Annotated in this window: 14 protein-coding genes and 1 pseudogene; all 15 read left to right on the forward strand. The window is 44.7% G+C overall.

Annotation, left to right across the window (positions count from 1 at the left end; translation table 11 throughout):
* The first annotated feature begins 39 nt into the window (after nt 1-39).
* The 15 genes and pseudogenes from MKX68_RS16425 (at nt 40) to MKX68_RS16495 (ending at nt 16,270) form a co-directional block, all read left to right on the forward strand.
* Entirely contained in the window at nt 40-4,902 is a 4,863-nt protein-coding gene (locus MKX68_RS16425; RefSeq protein WP_340912976.1) for an RHS repeat-associated core domain-containing protein, read from the forward strand.
* Between the two features lies 1 nt (nt 4,903).
* Nucleotides 4,904-5,386 (forward strand): hypothetical protein, encoded by a 483-nt coding sequence (locus tag MKX68_RS16430; RefSeq protein WP_340912978.1) that lies wholly within the window; start codon nt 4,904-4,906, stop codon nt 5,384-5,386.
* An 81-nt stretch (nt 5,387-5,467) separates the two neighbouring features.
* Nucleotides 5,468-6,169 (forward strand): hypothetical protein, encoded by a 702-nt coding sequence (locus MKX68_RS16435; protein WP_340912981.1) that lies wholly within the window; start codon nt 5,468-5,470, stop codon nt 6,167-6,169.
* Nucleotides 6,170-6,258: 89 nt separating this feature from the next.
* Nucleotides 6,259-7,557, forward strand: coding sequence for an RHS repeat domain-containing protein (locus tag MKX68_RS16440; RefSeq protein WP_340912983.1), 1,299 nt, complete (start codon nt 6,259-6,261; stop codon nt 7,555-7,557).
* A gap of 2 nt (nt 7,558-7,559) precedes the next feature.
* Nucleotides 7,560-8,087: a hypothetical protein gene (locus tag MKX68_RS16445; RefSeq protein WP_340912985.1), complete on the forward strand. Its 528-nt coding sequence runs from the start codon at nt 7,560-7,562 to the stop codon at nt 8,085-8,087.
* A 196-nt stretch (nt 8,088-8,283) separates the two neighbouring features.
* Nucleotides 8,284-9,411, forward strand: a pseudogene (locus tag MKX68_RS16450) (IS3 family transposase).
* 535 nt (nt 9,412-9,946) lie between these two features.
* Entirely contained in the window at nt 9,947-11,185 is a 1,239-nt protein-coding gene (locus MKX68_RS16455; protein WP_445671075.1) for an S-layer homology domain-containing protein, read from the forward strand.
* A 44-nt stretch (nt 11,186-11,229) separates the two neighbouring features.
* The gene (locus tag MKX68_RS16460; protein WP_340912990.1) at nt 11,230-11,784 is read left to right on the forward strand and encodes a hypothetical protein; all 555 of its coding nucleotides are present in this window, start codon (nt 11,230-11,232) and stop codon (nt 11,782-11,784) included.
* A gap of 303 nt (nt 11,785-12,087) precedes the next feature.
* Nucleotides 12,088-13,353 (forward strand): S-layer homology domain-containing protein, encoded by a 1,266-nt coding sequence (locus MKX68_RS16465; RefSeq protein WP_340912992.1) that lies wholly within the window; start codon nt 12,088-12,090, stop codon nt 13,351-13,353.
* A 452-nt stretch (nt 13,354-13,805) separates the two neighbouring features.
* On the forward strand, nt 13,806-13,949 hold the full coding sequence (locus MKX68_RS16470) for a hypothetical protein (RefSeq protein ID WP_340912994.1): 144 nt from the start codon (nt 13,806-13,808) through the stop codon (nt 13,947-13,949).
* A 194-nt stretch (nt 13,950-14,143) separates the two neighbouring features.
* Nucleotides 14,144-14,680, forward strand: a complete 537-nt coding sequence (locus MKX68_RS16475; RefSeq protein WP_340912997.1) for an imm11 family protein — start codon at nt 14,144-14,146, stop codon at nt 14,678-14,680.
* A gap of 187 nt (nt 14,681-14,867) precedes the next feature.
* On the forward strand, nt 14,868-15,101 hold the full coding sequence (locus MKX68_RS16480; RefSeq protein ID WP_340912999.1) for a hypothetical protein: 234 nt from the start codon (nt 14,868-14,870) through the stop codon (nt 15,099-15,101).
* Nucleotides 15,102-15,117: 16 nt separating this feature from the next.
* Nucleotides 15,118-15,588, forward strand: a complete 471-nt coding sequence (locus MKX68_RS16485) for an RHS repeat-associated core domain-containing protein (RefSeq protein WP_340913001.1) — start codon at nt 15,118-15,120, stop codon at nt 15,586-15,588.
* Nucleotides 15,582-15,752, forward strand: coding sequence for a hypothetical protein (locus MKX68_RS16490; protein WP_340913005.1), 171 nt, complete (start codon nt 15,582-15,584; stop codon nt 15,750-15,752). Before MKX68_RS16485 ends, MKX68_RS16490 begins: the two co-directional genes overlap by 7 nt.
* 233 nt (nt 15,753-15,985) lie before the next feature.
* Complete coding sequence (locus tag MKX68_RS16495) at nt 15,986-16,270, forward strand: hypothetical protein (protein WP_340913007.1); 285 nt, start codon at nt 15,986-15,988, stop codon at nt 16,268-16,270.
* The last annotated feature ends 14 nt before the right edge of the window (nt 16,271-16,284 follow it).

Here is a 16,284-nt window from a genome sequence, read left to right on the forward strand (position 1 = left end):
GAATTGCAACGCCATTGTACATAGAAAAGAGGAACAGCCATGAAATTGGAAGTCAGCCTATCTGACCTGAAGCGGACCTCAAAAAGTCTGAATGGAGCCGCAGATGAGATGGGGGATCTGCGCGCGGACCTGAATCGGTCCATGAACAGCCTAAGCTATAAAACCCTCAGCCAAGGTGGGGTACAAAGTACGTTCACCCACCTGATGCGGGAACTGGACGGCTTGCAAAGCAAGCTGGAACTGTTGTCGGAGTTGACCCGTCGCAAACGAGAAGAATATGAACAAGCGGATCGGGAGGGCAAAAAATTCAACTGGGGGAAGCTGGCGAGCTTCCTCACCTTTGCATTGGGGACGGTGCTGGATTTCTTGCCTGTCGTTGGCAATGTGAAAGGGATTATTGAGGCCATCACGGGTCGGGATCTGCTCACGGGAGAGAAGCTCGCATGGTACGAACGAGGTCTCTCCGTGCTGGGGCCGCTGGGGAAAGGAGCCAATAAAGCGGCTTCCCTCTTTAAATATGCGGATGAAGCTATGGATCTGACCGGGAAAGCGGTGAAGCATGCGGACGACGCTGCAGATGCAGCGAAAACCGTCGGTCGCAACGCCGATGATGCGATCGATGCGATCCCGACCAGCCCGAACAAGGCGGGCGTACCCGGGAACTCGACCCGAGAAGCCGGAGAGGATATTGCCGGAGCGACGCCGAAGTCGACCAAGGCAGGCGAAGCCCCCGCGGGCTCCAGGGATACAGGTGACGCGCCGATGACAAGTAACAAACCAACGGGCAAAGCAGACGATGCGCCAAGCGATGCCGGGTCCACACGCCACGATACGGGACTCACCGATGCCGAGAAAGCAGCGGCTGCAGCAGGAACGGCGGCAGGAACGGGCTCTGCAGCGGCCGCTTCGATGATAAAGAAGACACCCGGAGGTAGTGCTCCGAAAGGCGTAGATGCGCCAGGGGCGCCCAAGTCGAAGGATATCGAAACTTCGTCGCAATCCCCCTCTACGGGTCGAAACACCGAAACGCAGAATGTAACCAAATCCAACAAAGAAAGCTGTCCGGGTGATCCGATCCATGCGGCTACCGGTTATCAGTTTATGAACCATGATATCCTGACGCTGCATGGGGCTACCGATTGGCCCTTGACCTTGATCTACCACTCAGGCCTGCTGCAACGAGGGGAACTGGGACCTGCCTGGACGCACCAATACGGACTGCGATTGCATGTTCATTCTTCAATCCAAGATTCAGCTGAGCACGCGCCTGCCGTGGACGTCTATTGGACAGCAGGACGTCACAACCAATTTGTCCATCAAGCTGATGGAACCTATCGAAGTTCAGATCTCGATGTGTATTGGGACGTGCTCGAACGGGAAGATGAGGGTTGGAAACTGACAACGCGTGAGCCGCGTGAGATCTATCGATTTACCGAAGAAGGACAACTGCTCAGTCACACGCAATCCAGTGGCCTAACGCTGGACATGTCTTATCAGGCAGCAGGTCGCCTGATGACCCTAACCGATCGGGCAACCCAGCGTTCCCTGCATCTGGACTATACCTCGACAGGTGAACTGAAAGAAGTGAAGGATGCCCTGCGGCGTGTAACATTTGAATATAGCTCGGAGGGCGTATTGGTTCGCGTGATCGAGCCGGGTGATGTAGTAACCGACTTGGTTTCGGATGAGGATGGACGTTTGATCTCCCTGACGGAGAGTGACATCCTCCAGTTTATAAACACCTTCGATGCATCTTACCGAATTGTGGAACAGACGGATGCGGCAGGAAGCAAATTCTACTTCCAGTATGATACCGAGAGCCATCCGGGTCAGACGTGGACTACCGTTACCAATCGTTTGGGTCAGGCACGCATCCTTGTGCATGATGATGCCTTACAGCTCCTCGAAGTGCATGCCGAAGATGGCGGTATTACACGTTATACCTACACGCCGCAGGGACAGATAGCCAGTGTCACCAACCCACTGGGCGAAACGACGACGTATGTCTACGGTGAAGAGGGGCATCTGATCCGAGAAATCGACCCGTTAGGTCATGAAACGGAATATCACTATACCTCCCACCACCAAGTCGCGCGTGAAACGGATGCCGAAGGTGGCGTAACCCGCTACCAGTACGATGATCAACAACGTCTGGCCGAAGTGACCCGTCCAGATGGCAGTACAGGCAAGTGGACCTACACCGAAACAGGACAAACGGCCACGTACCAGGACTTCACGGGAGCCATCTGGACCTATGCCTATAGCGAGACAGGTGAGCTGCAACATACGCTGGATCCGGAAGGTCGACGTTTACAGATTGGCTGGGATGAAGCAGGCCGACTGGTCGAACTGAAGGATGCCGCAGGAAGTGTGAGTCGCCGGAGCTACGATGGTGCAGATCGCCTGACATCCATCACCGACCCGCTGGGCCTCACGTGGCAGACCGTGTATGATGCCAGTGGGCAGCGGATTCGGGAGACCCGTCCGTCTGGGGCCTCCATGCAGTATACGTATACGCCGAACGGGGAAGTGGCGAGCATCACCGATGCGCTCGGCCACACCCGGCAGTATACCTATAATGCCGAAAACCACCTAATCGCCGAAACGAATGCCCTCGGTGAAACCACGCAGTTATCTTATGACGCCGCAGGTCGATTGCAGACCGTGACCGATGCGTTAGGACACATCACGAAGTATCACTATGATGGCGCAGGTCGTCTGGTCTCCGTCATCGATGGCGAAGGTCGGACCGTCCAGCAACTGACCTATGATGCGGCTGGTCGCCCCGTGGCATGGCAGGATGGGCTCGGCCACATGACGCGGCTACGGTTCAATGCCCTCCATCAACGCGTCGAAGATATTGACGCGGATGGGCATACCCGTCATTATCGCTACGATGCCGCGCACCGTCTGACCGAAGTCATTCAAGGCGAAGGCGCAGATGAAGTGACCTATCGCCAGACATGGGATGGGGAAGATCGGAATACGAGCTACACCGATGCCAGTGGAAACGAGACCCGTCTAACGTATGACCGCAGCGGTCGCTTGCTACAGGAAACGAATGTGGCAGGCGCACGGACGGCGTATACGTATGATAATCGTGGCTGGTTAAGCGCTAAGCTAGATGCCAAGGGACAGGAAACTCGGTATGCGTATGATGCTGCGGGCCGCCTGATCCGTGCCACGGATGAAGCAGGAGAAATCGTGCTGACCTACACGCCGGATGGACAAGTAGCGCGTGTGCTCGAAGCCGAGCAGCATGAGGAACGAACCTACGATGCAGCAGGCCGATTGCTCACCCGAACCGATGGGTTTGGACACCTGCTGCAATATGCGTATGATGCGGCGGGCCGGATGACAGCGGTGACCTATCCGGATGGCAAAGTGGTGCAGTATCGCTACCAAGCCACGGGTGAACTGGCTGAAGTGAAGGACTGGAACGGCCGCCTGACCCGGTACCGCTACGATGCTAGCGGGAAGCTCATCGACACCCGGCGCCCGAACGGTAGCCAGGAGCAACGGGAATACGATGCGGCTGGCCAGCTCATTCGCCTGACGGATACGAGCGGACAAGGTATTCGTTTACAGCAATTTAAGTACGCATACAGCCCAAGCGGCTTGCTACTGAAGGAAGCAAACAAACAGTACACGTATGATACGTTGAAACGTCTGCGCAGTGGCGCTGAGCCAGGCCGTGTTGTACACTACACGTATGATTCATCCGGGAACCTGACAACCGAACAAGTAGGGACATCTGAAACGGAATTCACGAGTACTTCACCAACGCAGCATCTGCACTATACCTGGGATAACCGGCTTCAGCGGGTAGGGGACTATCCCGTCGAGATCGATGCCAACGGTAATCTGCTGTATGCGACCGATGGTAGCACGGCTTCCGCTTACGAATACGATGCTCGAAATCGTCTGGTGAAGGCAGGGAAACTGAAGTATCGGTACAATCCGCAGGGAGACCGAATTGAACTCGCGCAGCGAGGGCAAGTGACCCGCTATGTGATCGACGATGCACATGAACTGAGCCGGGTGTTGATGGAGATGGACGGCGAAGGAAATGTGAAGGCACGGTACGTGTATGGACTCGGATTGATTGGAAGAGAAGATGCCGACGGAACGTATCTCAGTTACCATTATGACCTACGTGGAAGTACGACGTCGCTAACGGACGAGCAGAATCGGGTGACGGACCGCTATACGTATGGATTATATGGCGAACTGGAGCATCATGAAGGATTAACCCAGCAGCCGTTTGCTTACAATGGCCGAGATGGGGTCATGACGGATGCCAATGGACTGTATTACATGCGGGCACGGTACTATGATCCGAAGCTGAAGCGGTTCCTGAATCGAGACGTAATTCGCGGAGAAATTCAGGATGGGCAGACATTTAACCGATATGCGTATGTGAATGGCAACCCGGTGAGTTATATCGATCCGTTGGGATTGATGGGGTGTGAGACTGGGGGGACGGGGAAACAAAAGGAATCGTTTGTTGATATGATGGATTCGGTAGAAGCGACTAGGTATGAATCTTATTGGAAACAGGGGCACGGTTCACTTGAAAAAATCAAAGAGAACGGGCAAGAAATCTGGAAAGTAATGAACGGTAAAGAAATAAATACCAGACAAAGAGTTTATACTGTTCCTGGTGAAAGAAGTATTAAAGACATAAAAATTAATAATAAGACTGGTGAAACCTATGTGAGGGAAACCATATTTGATCAATATGGACGGAGAATAGGTAATAATGATTTTACTGATCATGGAAGGAATGATATAGCTACTCATACAATTCCACATCATCATCCAAACTCATTTTTGAACCCGGACCAGCATGGGAAAGGTGTTCCAGGACTACATCCGCAGACTCCAAAAGGGAGGAAATAAATTGACCATAGCTAGTAATTTATATATAGCATGTGTAAGTGGGTATTACTCTAAGGTGGACTGGCAGGAGTGGGCTGATAGACAAATTTTGAAAAAGGATATTGTAGAAGATTGGATATATGAAGTGTCCTTAGCTAAGGACCTAAATGAATTATCTTTAGCTGTAGGGGCTAAGATGTTAGATGAATCCTATTATGAAAAAAATAGGTTCTCGAAGAGTGACGTAATAGTAGGGTATTATTATCTCCAATTTCTCGAAAATAAAATAACTCTACGCGATTTGATTAGCAAATTGAGTGACGAAGATGACCCTTCAAATTCATCATCGATAAATGAATTTCTGAATTTTTATGCAATAATGGGTGAGATTAATTTGAATAACAGTATACTAAAGGAACCATTATTCGATCAAAAACTAGCAATAGTATTTGATCCGTACAAACAAATCGCGGAAAGCCAGAAGGAACAACTTGAATCATACTAGCATTGATATTATATGGACGATAGCCTGTTGAGAACTTATTCTCAACAGGCTATCTTTCTTTATGAAGATATGCGCCCAGAAATGCGAACGAAACGTGTCTCTGTTACCGATGGTGCAGGTCGTCTGGTCTCCGTCATCAATGGCGAAGGCGCAGATGAAGTGACCTATCGCCAGACATGGGATGGGGAAGATCGCCATATGAGCTACACCGATGCCAGTGGGAACGAGACCCGTCTAACGTATGACCGCAGCGGACGCTTGTTGCAGGAAACGAATGCGGCAGGCGCACGGACCGCGTATACTTATGATAATCGTGGCTGGTTAAGCGCCAAGCTAGATGCCAAGGGACAAGAAACACGGTACACGTATGATGCCGCGGGCCACCTGATCCGGGCAACCGATGAAGCGGGCGAAATCGTGCTGACCTACACACCGGATGGACAGGTGACCCGTGTGCTGGAAGCCGAGCAGCATGAGGAACGAACCTACGATGCGGCAGGACGAGTGCTTACCCGAACCGATGGGTTTGGGCATCTATTGCAATATGCGTATGATGCAGCAGGCCAGATGACGGCACTGACCTATCCGGATGGCAAAGTGGTGCAATATCGCTACCAAGCCACGGGTGAACTGGCTGAAGTGAAGGACTGGAACGGCCGTCTGACCCGGTACCGCTATGATGCAAGCGGGAAGCTTATCGAGACTCGGCGCCCGAACGGCAGCCAGGAGCAACGGGAATACGATGCGGCTGGCCAGCTCATTCGCCTGACGGATACGAGCTGACAAGGCATTCGTTTACAGCAATTCAAGTACGAATACAGCCCAAGCGGCTTGCTTCTGAAGAAGAAAACAAACAGTACACGTACGATACCTTGAAACGTCTGCGCAGTGGCGCTGAGCCAGGCCGTGTTGTACACTACACGTATGACCCATCGGGGAACCTGACAACCGAACAGGTAGGAACATCTGAAACGGAATCCACGAGTATGTCGCCAACGCAGCATCTGCACTATACCTGGGATAACCGACTTCAGCGGGTGGGGGACTACCCAGTTGAAATGGATGCCAACGGAAATCTGCTGTATGCAACGGATGGTAACACCGCTTCCGCTTACGAATACGATGCTCGAAACCGTCTGGTGAAGGCAGGGAAACTGAAATATCGGTACAACCCGCAGGGTGACCGGATTGAACTCGCCCAGCGAGGGCAATTGACCCGCTATGTCATCGACGATGCGCATGAACTGAGCCGGGTGCTGATGGAGCTGGACGGGGAAGGGCATGTGAAAACCCGTTACATCTATGGTCTGGGACTCATCGGACGCGAAGATGCCGACGGAACGTATCTGAGTTACCACTACGATCTGCGCGGTAGTACGACTTTGCTGACGGATGAACAAAACCGGGTGACGGACCGCTATACGTATGGATTATATGGCGAACTGGAGCAACATGAAGGATTAACCCAGCAGCCATTTGCGTATAATGGTCGAGATGGGGTCATGACGGATGCAAACGGCCTGTATTACATGCGTGCACGGTACTATGATCCGAAGCTGAAACGGTTCCTGAACCGGGATGTAATTCGCGGAGAGATTCAGGATGGGCAGACGTTTAACCGGTATGCGTATGTCAACGGGAATCCCGTAAGTTACATCGATCCGTTAGGGTTGAGTAAGTGGGAAACAAAGTCTGAGGGTGCGAGTAAAGGTGATGTACCACGGATACCATCCGATGAAGAGTTACTAAGTTCTGTTAGTGAGTGGTCTAATATGCAGAAATCAATAGCACCATCAAATAGAAAAAGGGATCTTTTTAATACGGCCACTCTAGCTTACGATGCAAAAACAGGTAATTACTATTATGGTATGAACAAAGGAGTGGATCTAAGTGGAGATGTGAAAAATACAGTGTTATTTGGAAACAAAAATCAAGATGGGATATTGCCTAAAAATTCTCTCAATGATTATAAGGTAGGAAATTGTTCAGAAGTAGATGCAATTAACCAAGCATTGAATCAGAATGCGAAATTAAATGACTTATATTTAGTTACGATCGAAACAACACGTTCATCTTTTGGAAAAACAAAATTGGCTTGTGAAAATTGTACAAGCACTTTCAAGGGGACGGTTGCTGATGCTATAACGGGTTGGACTAAAGGAGAGAAGTAGACATGGATATGGAGCAATTTAAATATATATCATTGAGAGGTAGGGTAGCATATGGGATAAGCTGTTTTGAAAACATAATTTTAACTTTCAAATATGATGTTAATGATTGGAAGCTTGTATTGAACTATTTATGGGAATTTACTAGTACTCAATATTTAGATGATTGGAATGAAGTTGTAGTTGAATTAATTCCTGAAAATTTACTGGAGTTTCAAACTTATGAAGAACATGAGTTTGAGCGATTGAGTAAAGATGAATTTCTATATTTATTTAAATTATATCAATATATTGATGGATCGATAAATACTTCAATTAGAGATATTTATGAATTAGGTATTAGCCATGCTTATTCTGTAATTGAAGGATATGGTGAAAATAGTTTGAATTCATTGCAGAAGATTATCAATTTTATGAACCACAGTAATTTCCCTTTACCAGATATTCAGTCATTTTTGATTTACTCTATTAAAGAAAATAGAGGATGGGGTGATAAGTTTGACGGTACAAAAGTATCGAAAATAATAAATTAGTTGATTTTATAGTATGTGTTTGTTTTTATTATCTTATCATCAGTTATAAATTAGGCTATATTACGAAAATAAAAAAATACCACAATATGCGCTTAGAGCTTTGGACTGACCCCATAACGTGAGACAAATCAAAACACCTTTAAGAGAATGAAACCTTGTCGTAAGATAAGGAGATCATCTTGGAGGTGTTTTTGTAATGGCATCAAGAGTGAGTTATCCCGTGGAATTAAAGATGAAAGCCATAGAAATGAGATTGGAAGAGGTACCCGTGAAAGAGGTTATGGATCAGCTCGAAATACGAAATAAGTCACAATTAAAAACGGGATGATATGGTATCGAAAAGGAGAATTACATCCCTTAGATCAACCGGTTGGTAAGCAATATAGCTACGGAAGAGGTCCAGAAGACAAGACAGAACTCGAAAAAGTAAAAGCAGAAAACCGATTTTTGAAACAGCAACTGGATCTGCTAAAAAAGTACAATAAACTCGAAAAGAGGTGGAAGCAAAAGTCGTTATCGCTTGGGTCGAGTCCATTCGAAAAGAAGTGACGATGTCTGGGGCTTGTGCATGGCTTGGAATTGCTCGAGCGACATACTACCGCTGGAAGACAGCTTGGGAGAGCAAGTGTCCAGATCCGATGGTCGTGAAAGTAGTTCAGCTTTGTACTCAGCACTAGTTCCGGTATGGATTCGAAAAACACTGCCTTGCTTCGGATTGAAGGTCCCATAAATCATAAACGAATACAGCGAATTATGCAGTACGATGTTTTACAATGTCGAGTGAGAATGAAAAAATGAAAGAACACGGGGCAACCTGCAAAACCTGCGGAACATCTACTATGGTGCAAATTTAATGCAGAAACTCCTTTGCAAAAACAGGTGACCGACATTACTTATTTGCCTTTCGGTAATAAAATGTTATACCTTTAAAGCATTTTGGATCTGTACAACGGAGAGATTGTCGCTTACAGTATAGCGGACAAGCAGGACACATCCTTGGTTTTGGATACGCTAGAGCAACTTCCAGAGCGGACAAATATGCTGCTCCACAGCGACCAGGGTAGCGTGTATACTTCTCGAGTTTACCAAACTGTAATAAAGGGAAAAGGCATTACAATGAGCATGTCCCGTAAAGGGACGCCCGCTGATAATGCCCCCATTTAGTCGTTTCATTCCACACTAAAGTCTGAAACGTTTACCTCGAAGATCTTAGGTGCACAACGACAGCCATCGTTGAACAGAGCGTTTGAGATTACATCACTTACTATCAGATTCAAGCGAAAATAACCAGTCTCCGATAAATTTCCGAAGACTGGCTGCTTAAACTTGCAAGGTGTTTTGATCTCTATATCATAAAAGGGGTGCAGTCCCTATTATATGGAGGAGGGTTCATCTTTGTCTCTCAACAATAAATAAAAGTCTTAGGCAGTCACAGCCGCAAAGGTAAAGTTCTATAAATATAAAACATTAAAATTAAAGTATAGAATCAAAACTAAGAAACCTTTGAATGGTGTTTAAAAGCCATTCAAAGGTATTTTCATTATTGGGATGAGCTTATGTTGTGAGAAAAGATGAGGGAAAGAGTAGCAAGTACAATACGTAAAGATCTGGTGATTTAAGTAAGGTAGGAAACATTATATGTAGATTCAAGGGGATTTATACAAGCGATAATAGGTCTTAATACCTATGGATAGGTATCATATTATGGTAAAATATTCATGGGACTAGAATGGGATATATTGCTTAGTGAACTATTTTATTTAAATAAGTCCTATATATTTGATGATAGCAAAATAGTAGATTCAAGAAAAAAAGATACATAGGCATGAAGGTTCCACAGAAAACAATAAAAATGGAGCGTGAACGATTTGAAAAAAGTAACACAACTCATATTAAGCGGTGCATTGGTAATTGGAATATTCCCTTTCACCGGAAACACGAGTCAAGCAGCAGTGACCTCATTTAAAGACGTGCCTAAGAGCCATTGGGCGAAAGCATCGATCGATGCAGCGGTGGCAAAAGGTTATTTCAAAGGATATAGTGATGGCACATTTAAGCCTGGCGCCACGGTCACGCGCGCAGAATTCGCAGCGTTGCTGGCCCGAGTGGCTAAAGGGACGCCAGAAACGGAGCAAGATAATGTGTTTAAGGATTTGACCGGGCATTGGAGTCAAAAAGAAGTGGATCGGGCAGTATCTCTTGGATTTATTAACGTAAAGGATTATCCAAACGGCTTTAAGCCGAGTACGATAATTACTCGTGAAGAGATGGCCAAGTGGATTAGTTCCGGATTAGCAGCTGCTGACAAGGACTTCGAACAAGCTTTGGAGGATACCAAGACATCTTTAATTCCTGTAAAAGAAGCATTTTCTCCAGGGATCTCTCCAAGTAAAGCACCTTATATAGCAGTAGCGATCGGAACAGGTGTAATGACGGGATATCCGGATAAATCATTTGGCTTAACTAAAACCACTACGCGTGCAGAAGCTTCGGTAATTCTATTGAGAATAGCCAATATGGAAGGTAAGAAGGCATCGTCGTTCGAAGCATTAAATGAAATCAGATCTGTCGGGGTAGCGAAATCTAATTTTAAAGAAATTACTCCATTTGAATTTACAACTGGTCGTGATTTTTCAGATGCAAGCGAGAAGAAAGTGACATTTAGCAATAAAAGTGGGAGTCTGGTTCTCCATCGCACTATAGCTGTTGATGCCTCCGATTGGAACAATAAGAAAGGAGTATATGCCCCTTTCTTTTTCTCAGAGTCATATAAAGAATGGTATCAGTCTTATCCAAAGAAATTAATAGCTGTATTTCAAGAGGTTACTATTTACCCGAATAAAAAAGGATTCAATCTCGATGACTATCGACAAGGTTTGAGTAATTCATTTTTTGGGTCCGCTCTGAAAGAAGACTTGGCTGAAAAATTTGGTTATACAACTTTGCCAAAGTCCAACGCTGAGAACTTTTTTGCGAAATATTCATCGACTAATGGAGTAAGAATATGGATTGTGAAGTGGTATGATGAGGGCTATAAAGGACTTGTGGCAGGATTCAAGACAGATGATGGTTCGGGTGTACAGATATATGGAAGATAGTAGAGAGGGTAATTATGAAAAGAAAAATCTGGAATATAATCTAAATGATCACTTTAATAACAGGGATTCTCCCCCTCGTGGTGGCACAAGCTAGTGACTATCATTTTCGTCACGGTTATCCAGATGACCTTGAAAAATTGGTCCCCACTGATGCTGAAGGTAAATCAAGAGGGAAACAAAAGATTAAAGTAACTGTTAGTGGATACAAAGACCCCAACCCTAAGGTGATATGGACACAGGGTGATGGAGAAATTTGGTCCGCAACTGGAGAGTTACCAAGTAGTAGGGTCACTACGACAACACATTGGAACCAGGGTGGAACTCGTGGATATCCAGTCAGTGAGAGGTTTATTGACAAGATAGATGCTACTGTTTACGCTCCAGATTCTCTGGAAGATATCAATGGGAATGCGTTTGATAGAAGGTTTATGGATGATCGTGGAGTTAAAGATATTAACTATTTAGATGGCCCAGCATATGAACCTGGAAATGAAAAGCCGAGATTTACACAAGATGGTGATGAGAGATGCAAGTATATACGTAAAGCTTTGGGTATTCAAGTAAATAGGGGGAGAGCGAGCAGGTATGCTAACTCCTGAATTAGTGAAGCTGAATGTATTAATAAAAAGATAATGCACTCCCATGGAGATATACCAAAAATGCTAGACATGGTAGGAGGAGTTATATGTGGATTCAGGGGGGGTTATACAAGGGGTAATAAGTCTTAATACCCATGAATAGGCAACTTGTTATGGTAAAATATTCATGAAACTTGGATGGGGTATATTGCTTATTGTACTATTCTATTTAAATAAGTCCTATATATTTGATGATAGCAAAATAGTAGATTCAAGAAAAAATGTACATAGGCATTAAGGTTCCACAAAAAAACAAAATGGAGCGTGAAAGATTTGAAAAAAGTAACACAACTCATATTAAGCGGTGCATTGGTAATTGGAATATTCCCTTTCACCGGAAACACCAGTCAAGCAGCCGTTGTCTCATTCAAAGATGTCCCTACAAGCCATTGGGCGAAAGCATCCATCGATGCAGCTGTAGAAAAAGGCTACTTCAAAGGATATAGTGATGGCACGTTTAAGCCCGGAGCAACAGTGACGCGCGCAGAATTTGCAGCATTGCTAGCCCGAGTGGCTAAAGGGGCGACGGAAATGGAGCAAGCTAATGTGTTTAAGGATTTGACGGGGCATTGGAGTGAGATAGAAGTGAATCGTGCGTTATCCCTTGGTTTTCTGAATTCTTCGGATTATCCGAATGGGTTTAAGCCAGGCGCGGCTTTGACGCGAGAGGAAATGGCGAAGTGGCTCAGCTCAGGACTTGCGGCTCAGGATGAGGATTACAAGCAAGCGCTGAAGGATACAGAGAATACGCTAGTGCCTGTGGCAGAATATTATAAGGGCGGGTTGAAGAAAGCAGCTTATCCCTATGTGTCGGTGGTATTGGGAACTGGATTGATGGGCGGGTACCCAGACGGTACGTTTGGTCCGGGGAAAACAACGACACGAGCAGAGGCGGCTGTGATTTTATCACGATACGAACAGGTGCAGGAAAGTAAGGCAACGTCGTATAGAGATCTGAATGAAATGCGCGAGGTAGGTCTGACAGGAACGAATCTGACTTCTGCGACGCCATTTGTTTACAGTAAATATGAGAACGCAAACTATTTGAATAGTTTTGACTTAATAACGGAGAAACCTTTTTCACTTCGTAACAATCTTGGAGAAATGATAGTTCATCGAATGATCATAGCCGACGCCCCCACTGCTTCGACTGTGAAGAATATGTATGGAAAAATGTTTATCGATAAAGATTTTGACAGATTCATTGATGAAGATCGCTACATGGTTTTTATGGAAGTAACAGTTACTCCTAATGGAAATAATCTTAGCAATCTTGCCTTAGCTAACTCGACTGGATATCGCTTAACTAGTGGTGCAGCAAGTAATTTTACAAGTGGAGCTATAAAAAAATATGGAATAATAAACTTACCAAGGGTAGATTATGTGAAATCTGGCTTTTTCAAAAAAGGGGTTTCTAAGCGATATTGGATGGCCCAATCTATCAATCGATATCGTTCGGAGGATGTTACTTTAAACGGTTCATCTATAAGGGTCGGTAACTCCCTTACGTCATTTTATATACCAAATTGATTAGAGGATGTACATATGAAATTTAGAGGTCTGCGAAAATGTATAGTAATATTATCTGTATTTATTGTATGTAGTAACTATCAGATGATGTTGGTTTTTTCTGCTCCGGGTAATTCTACTAAAGTTATTGCTGTGAGTTCTAATCCAGAGGATAGGGAACCACTTACTGCTTCTGTTGCATCTCCAGTTGGTCCAACGGGTTATCAAAAAGTTGTAAGAAAAGTTGATGGGGTACGGACAGCTAATCCGGGTGTATATTGGGTCCAAAGGGATGATGGAAAGTGGGTTGCTAGATCATCTCGAGGAGATGAGATTGTTAACAGCGTTGGTCCTCCTGAAGCACCTTGGCCAACATTAGGAGTTGTCAGCCAAAGGTATAAGCCCGGGAACCGCTACGATCTCTGTACGTTGGAAAAGCGGCGATCCATATCAATACGATCTTAGAAGTCACGGTGGGTGATGGGACAACCCCACCAGGGGAAGTAGCAGGCTGTACATATACCATCAATCCACCGAATGAGGTAGCCGCACCCGAAACTGCGTTTATGGACCCTGGTGCCCAAGGGCATATTCTGGTGGATGACCCAACACCCTAATAGCGTTAGTTAAAATTTAGCAAATCAAATGGTTGAAGTTCTCGAGTAATGGTAGAGCAAGTGGGTGGACTCAACAACAATATAATGATGATCTTCGTGGTATAATCAGTGGGGAGAGACACTTGTTAAGAGATGGAAGCAGAGCTTTAAATAAATATAAGCGCCCTTGGGCTAATTAATAAGAGGTGATATGCTTGTTATGGATATGGTCTGTTCCTGAAAAATTCCCAAATAAAAGAATAGGTGAATATGTAAAAGGTAGTGGTACTGATAGATTTGTTTTTAGAGAAGGTAGAGAATTAACTGGTCAAATTGTTTCCCCAAAAATTGTATTTGAATGTTTAGAAGAATCCCTAACTGATGTATTACCGAATAGTGGACTTCTATTGATAGTTTCAAAAAAGGTAGTGGAAATTTTACAAGAAATTTGTCCTGAAGATATACAGATATTTGAGGCGAATGTTTACATAGGGGAAAAGAAAATCCCCGATTACTATCTTTTGAATATAGTAAGTACTATCGAGGTAATAGATAAAACTGAATCAGAATTTACTACAATTAAAGGAACGGATTCCATATTAAACTTTAAGAAGATAGTTTATAAATTTGACGGTTTACCTAACAATCATCATCTAGTTAGAAATCAAGATTATAAGTCCCATGTTCTTATATCTGATGACCTTAAAGAAGTCTTTGAAAGAAATAATATTAAAGGGGTTCAGTTTACTTAGTGTTATAAACCTTGATTGGCTTTGGCCTTTCAAGGTTTTTCATTTTTATAATTCACATGAATAAACACACTGGAAGTTGTATGAGGTTGATGGCAGCACCACTACTACATGAGAATGCGATACCCCCAATCGTCTGGGGAAAGCGGGTAAGCTGAAGGATTGTTACAATTCGCATGAACTGAGCCGGGTGCTGATAGAGCTGGACGGGGAAGGGCATGTGAAATCCCGTTACATCTATGGTCTGGGTCTAATCGGACGTGAAGATGCCGACGGAACGTATCTGAGTTACCACTATGATCTACGTGGCAGTACGACGTTGCTAACGGACGAGCAGAACCGGGTGACCGACCGTTATACGTATGGATTATATGGTGAACTGGAGCAGCGTGAAGGATTAACCCAGCAGGCCATTTGCGTATAATGGTCGAGATGGGGTCATGACGGATGCCAACGGCCTGTATTACATGCGAGCGCGGTATTATGATCCGAAGCTGAAGCGTTTCTTGAACCGAGATGTGATCCGTGGAGACATTCAGGATGGTCAGACGTTTAACCGATATGCGTATGTGAACGGGAATCCAGTGAGTTACATTGATCCACTGGGATTGACGAAGTTTGAAACGAACTTGGCATTACCATATGGTAATGAAAGTAAAACTATGAACTTAGGTTCCGGTGATAATCCTTTACAGGGAGCACTCAATGTTGATATAAGAAAAGTCAACGGGATAGATGTTGTAGCGAGTGCAAATCATTTACCATTCAGCACACGTTCTTTCTCAGAAGTTATTGCTCAAAATCCACATGGCTATGACATTTTGAAGAGCGATGTGCCAAGAATACTAGAGAACGGAGGCATTCTTAAAGTTGTAGGAGGTGAGAAGAATCCGTTCTTAAAAATATGGTGAGCGCAGATGCTAAATATTTTGAGCAATTTGGTTTTGAATTAGTTAGCAGAGGAAAGGCTTCTGGTGATTTGATGTTTGGAGTACAGAAAACAACTGACGGTAAGATTTTCTCAGACAAATCATTAGAAAGACAATTTGAAGTTATATTAAGGAGGAAATATTAGATGATAAAGTTGGATATTTCCGAAGATCAATATGAGCTTTATGATTTTACGGAGTCAGTTATTCAATTCATGGGTCCTTTAAAAAATTCCGATAACTTGTCTTTGGATGTCTGGGGCATAATAATACCTTTAAAAATGTTTAGTATAGAACAGTATGGGCTAAGTAAGGACCAGTTTTCGTTTAATGACAATATATATATATATCTGGTTTTTCAACTATTCGATTTGAAGGTGTGGAAGCTATTGATATTGAAGTAGAGCTTCTTACAAAGACTAAGCCCCATGAACATATTCACCAGAAAGATGGATCCAAATGCAAAATTCATAAAAATTGGAATATAAGTAGTGGCCGTGATGGGTATAACTATGAAATTTTTTCGGCTATTGATTGGCCTTTTGGTAGTAGCTCTTTGTCCATTGTTGCTGGAGGGGGAGTCACCATAGAAATTGAACCTAATTATTGTGTTCCATTAAATCAATATATACTAAATACCTCGAAATATAGTTTAAGCTATTAGAGTAAAAGTAATGA

The sequence above is a fragment of the Paenibacillus sp. FSL M8-0212 genome (assembly GCF_038004645.1).
In the GTDB taxonomy this organism is placed as follows: domain Bacteria; phylum Bacillota; class Bacilli; order Paenibacillales; family Paenibacillaceae; genus Paenibacillus.

Excerpts from the sequence above, each read along its gene's own strand:
- MKX68_RS16425 (WP_340912976.1), top strand. The coding sequence starts at position 40 with ATGAAATTGGAAGTCAGCCTATCTGACCTGAAGCGGACCTCAAAAAGT.
- MKX68_RS16435 (WP_340912981.1), top strand. The coding sequence starts at position 5,468 with ATGCGAACGAAACGTGTCTCTGTTACCGATGGTGCAGGTCGTCTGGTC.
- MKX68_RS16445 (WP_340912985.1), top strand. The coding sequence starts at position 7,560 with ATGGATATGGAGCAATTTAAATATATATCATTGAGAGGTAGGGTAGCA.
- MKX68_RS16460 (WP_340912990.1), top strand. The coding sequence starts at position 11,230 with ATGATCACTTTAATAACAGGGATTCTCCCCCTCGTGGTGGCACAAGCT.
- MKX68_RS16485 (WP_340913001.1), top strand. The coding sequence starts at position 15,118 with ATGACGGATGCCAACGGCCTGTATTACATGCGAGCGCGGTATTATGAT.
- MKX68_RS16490 (WP_340913005.1), top strand. The coding sequence starts at position 15,582 with ATGGTGAGCGCAGATGCTAAATATTTTGAGCAATTTGGTTTTGAATTA.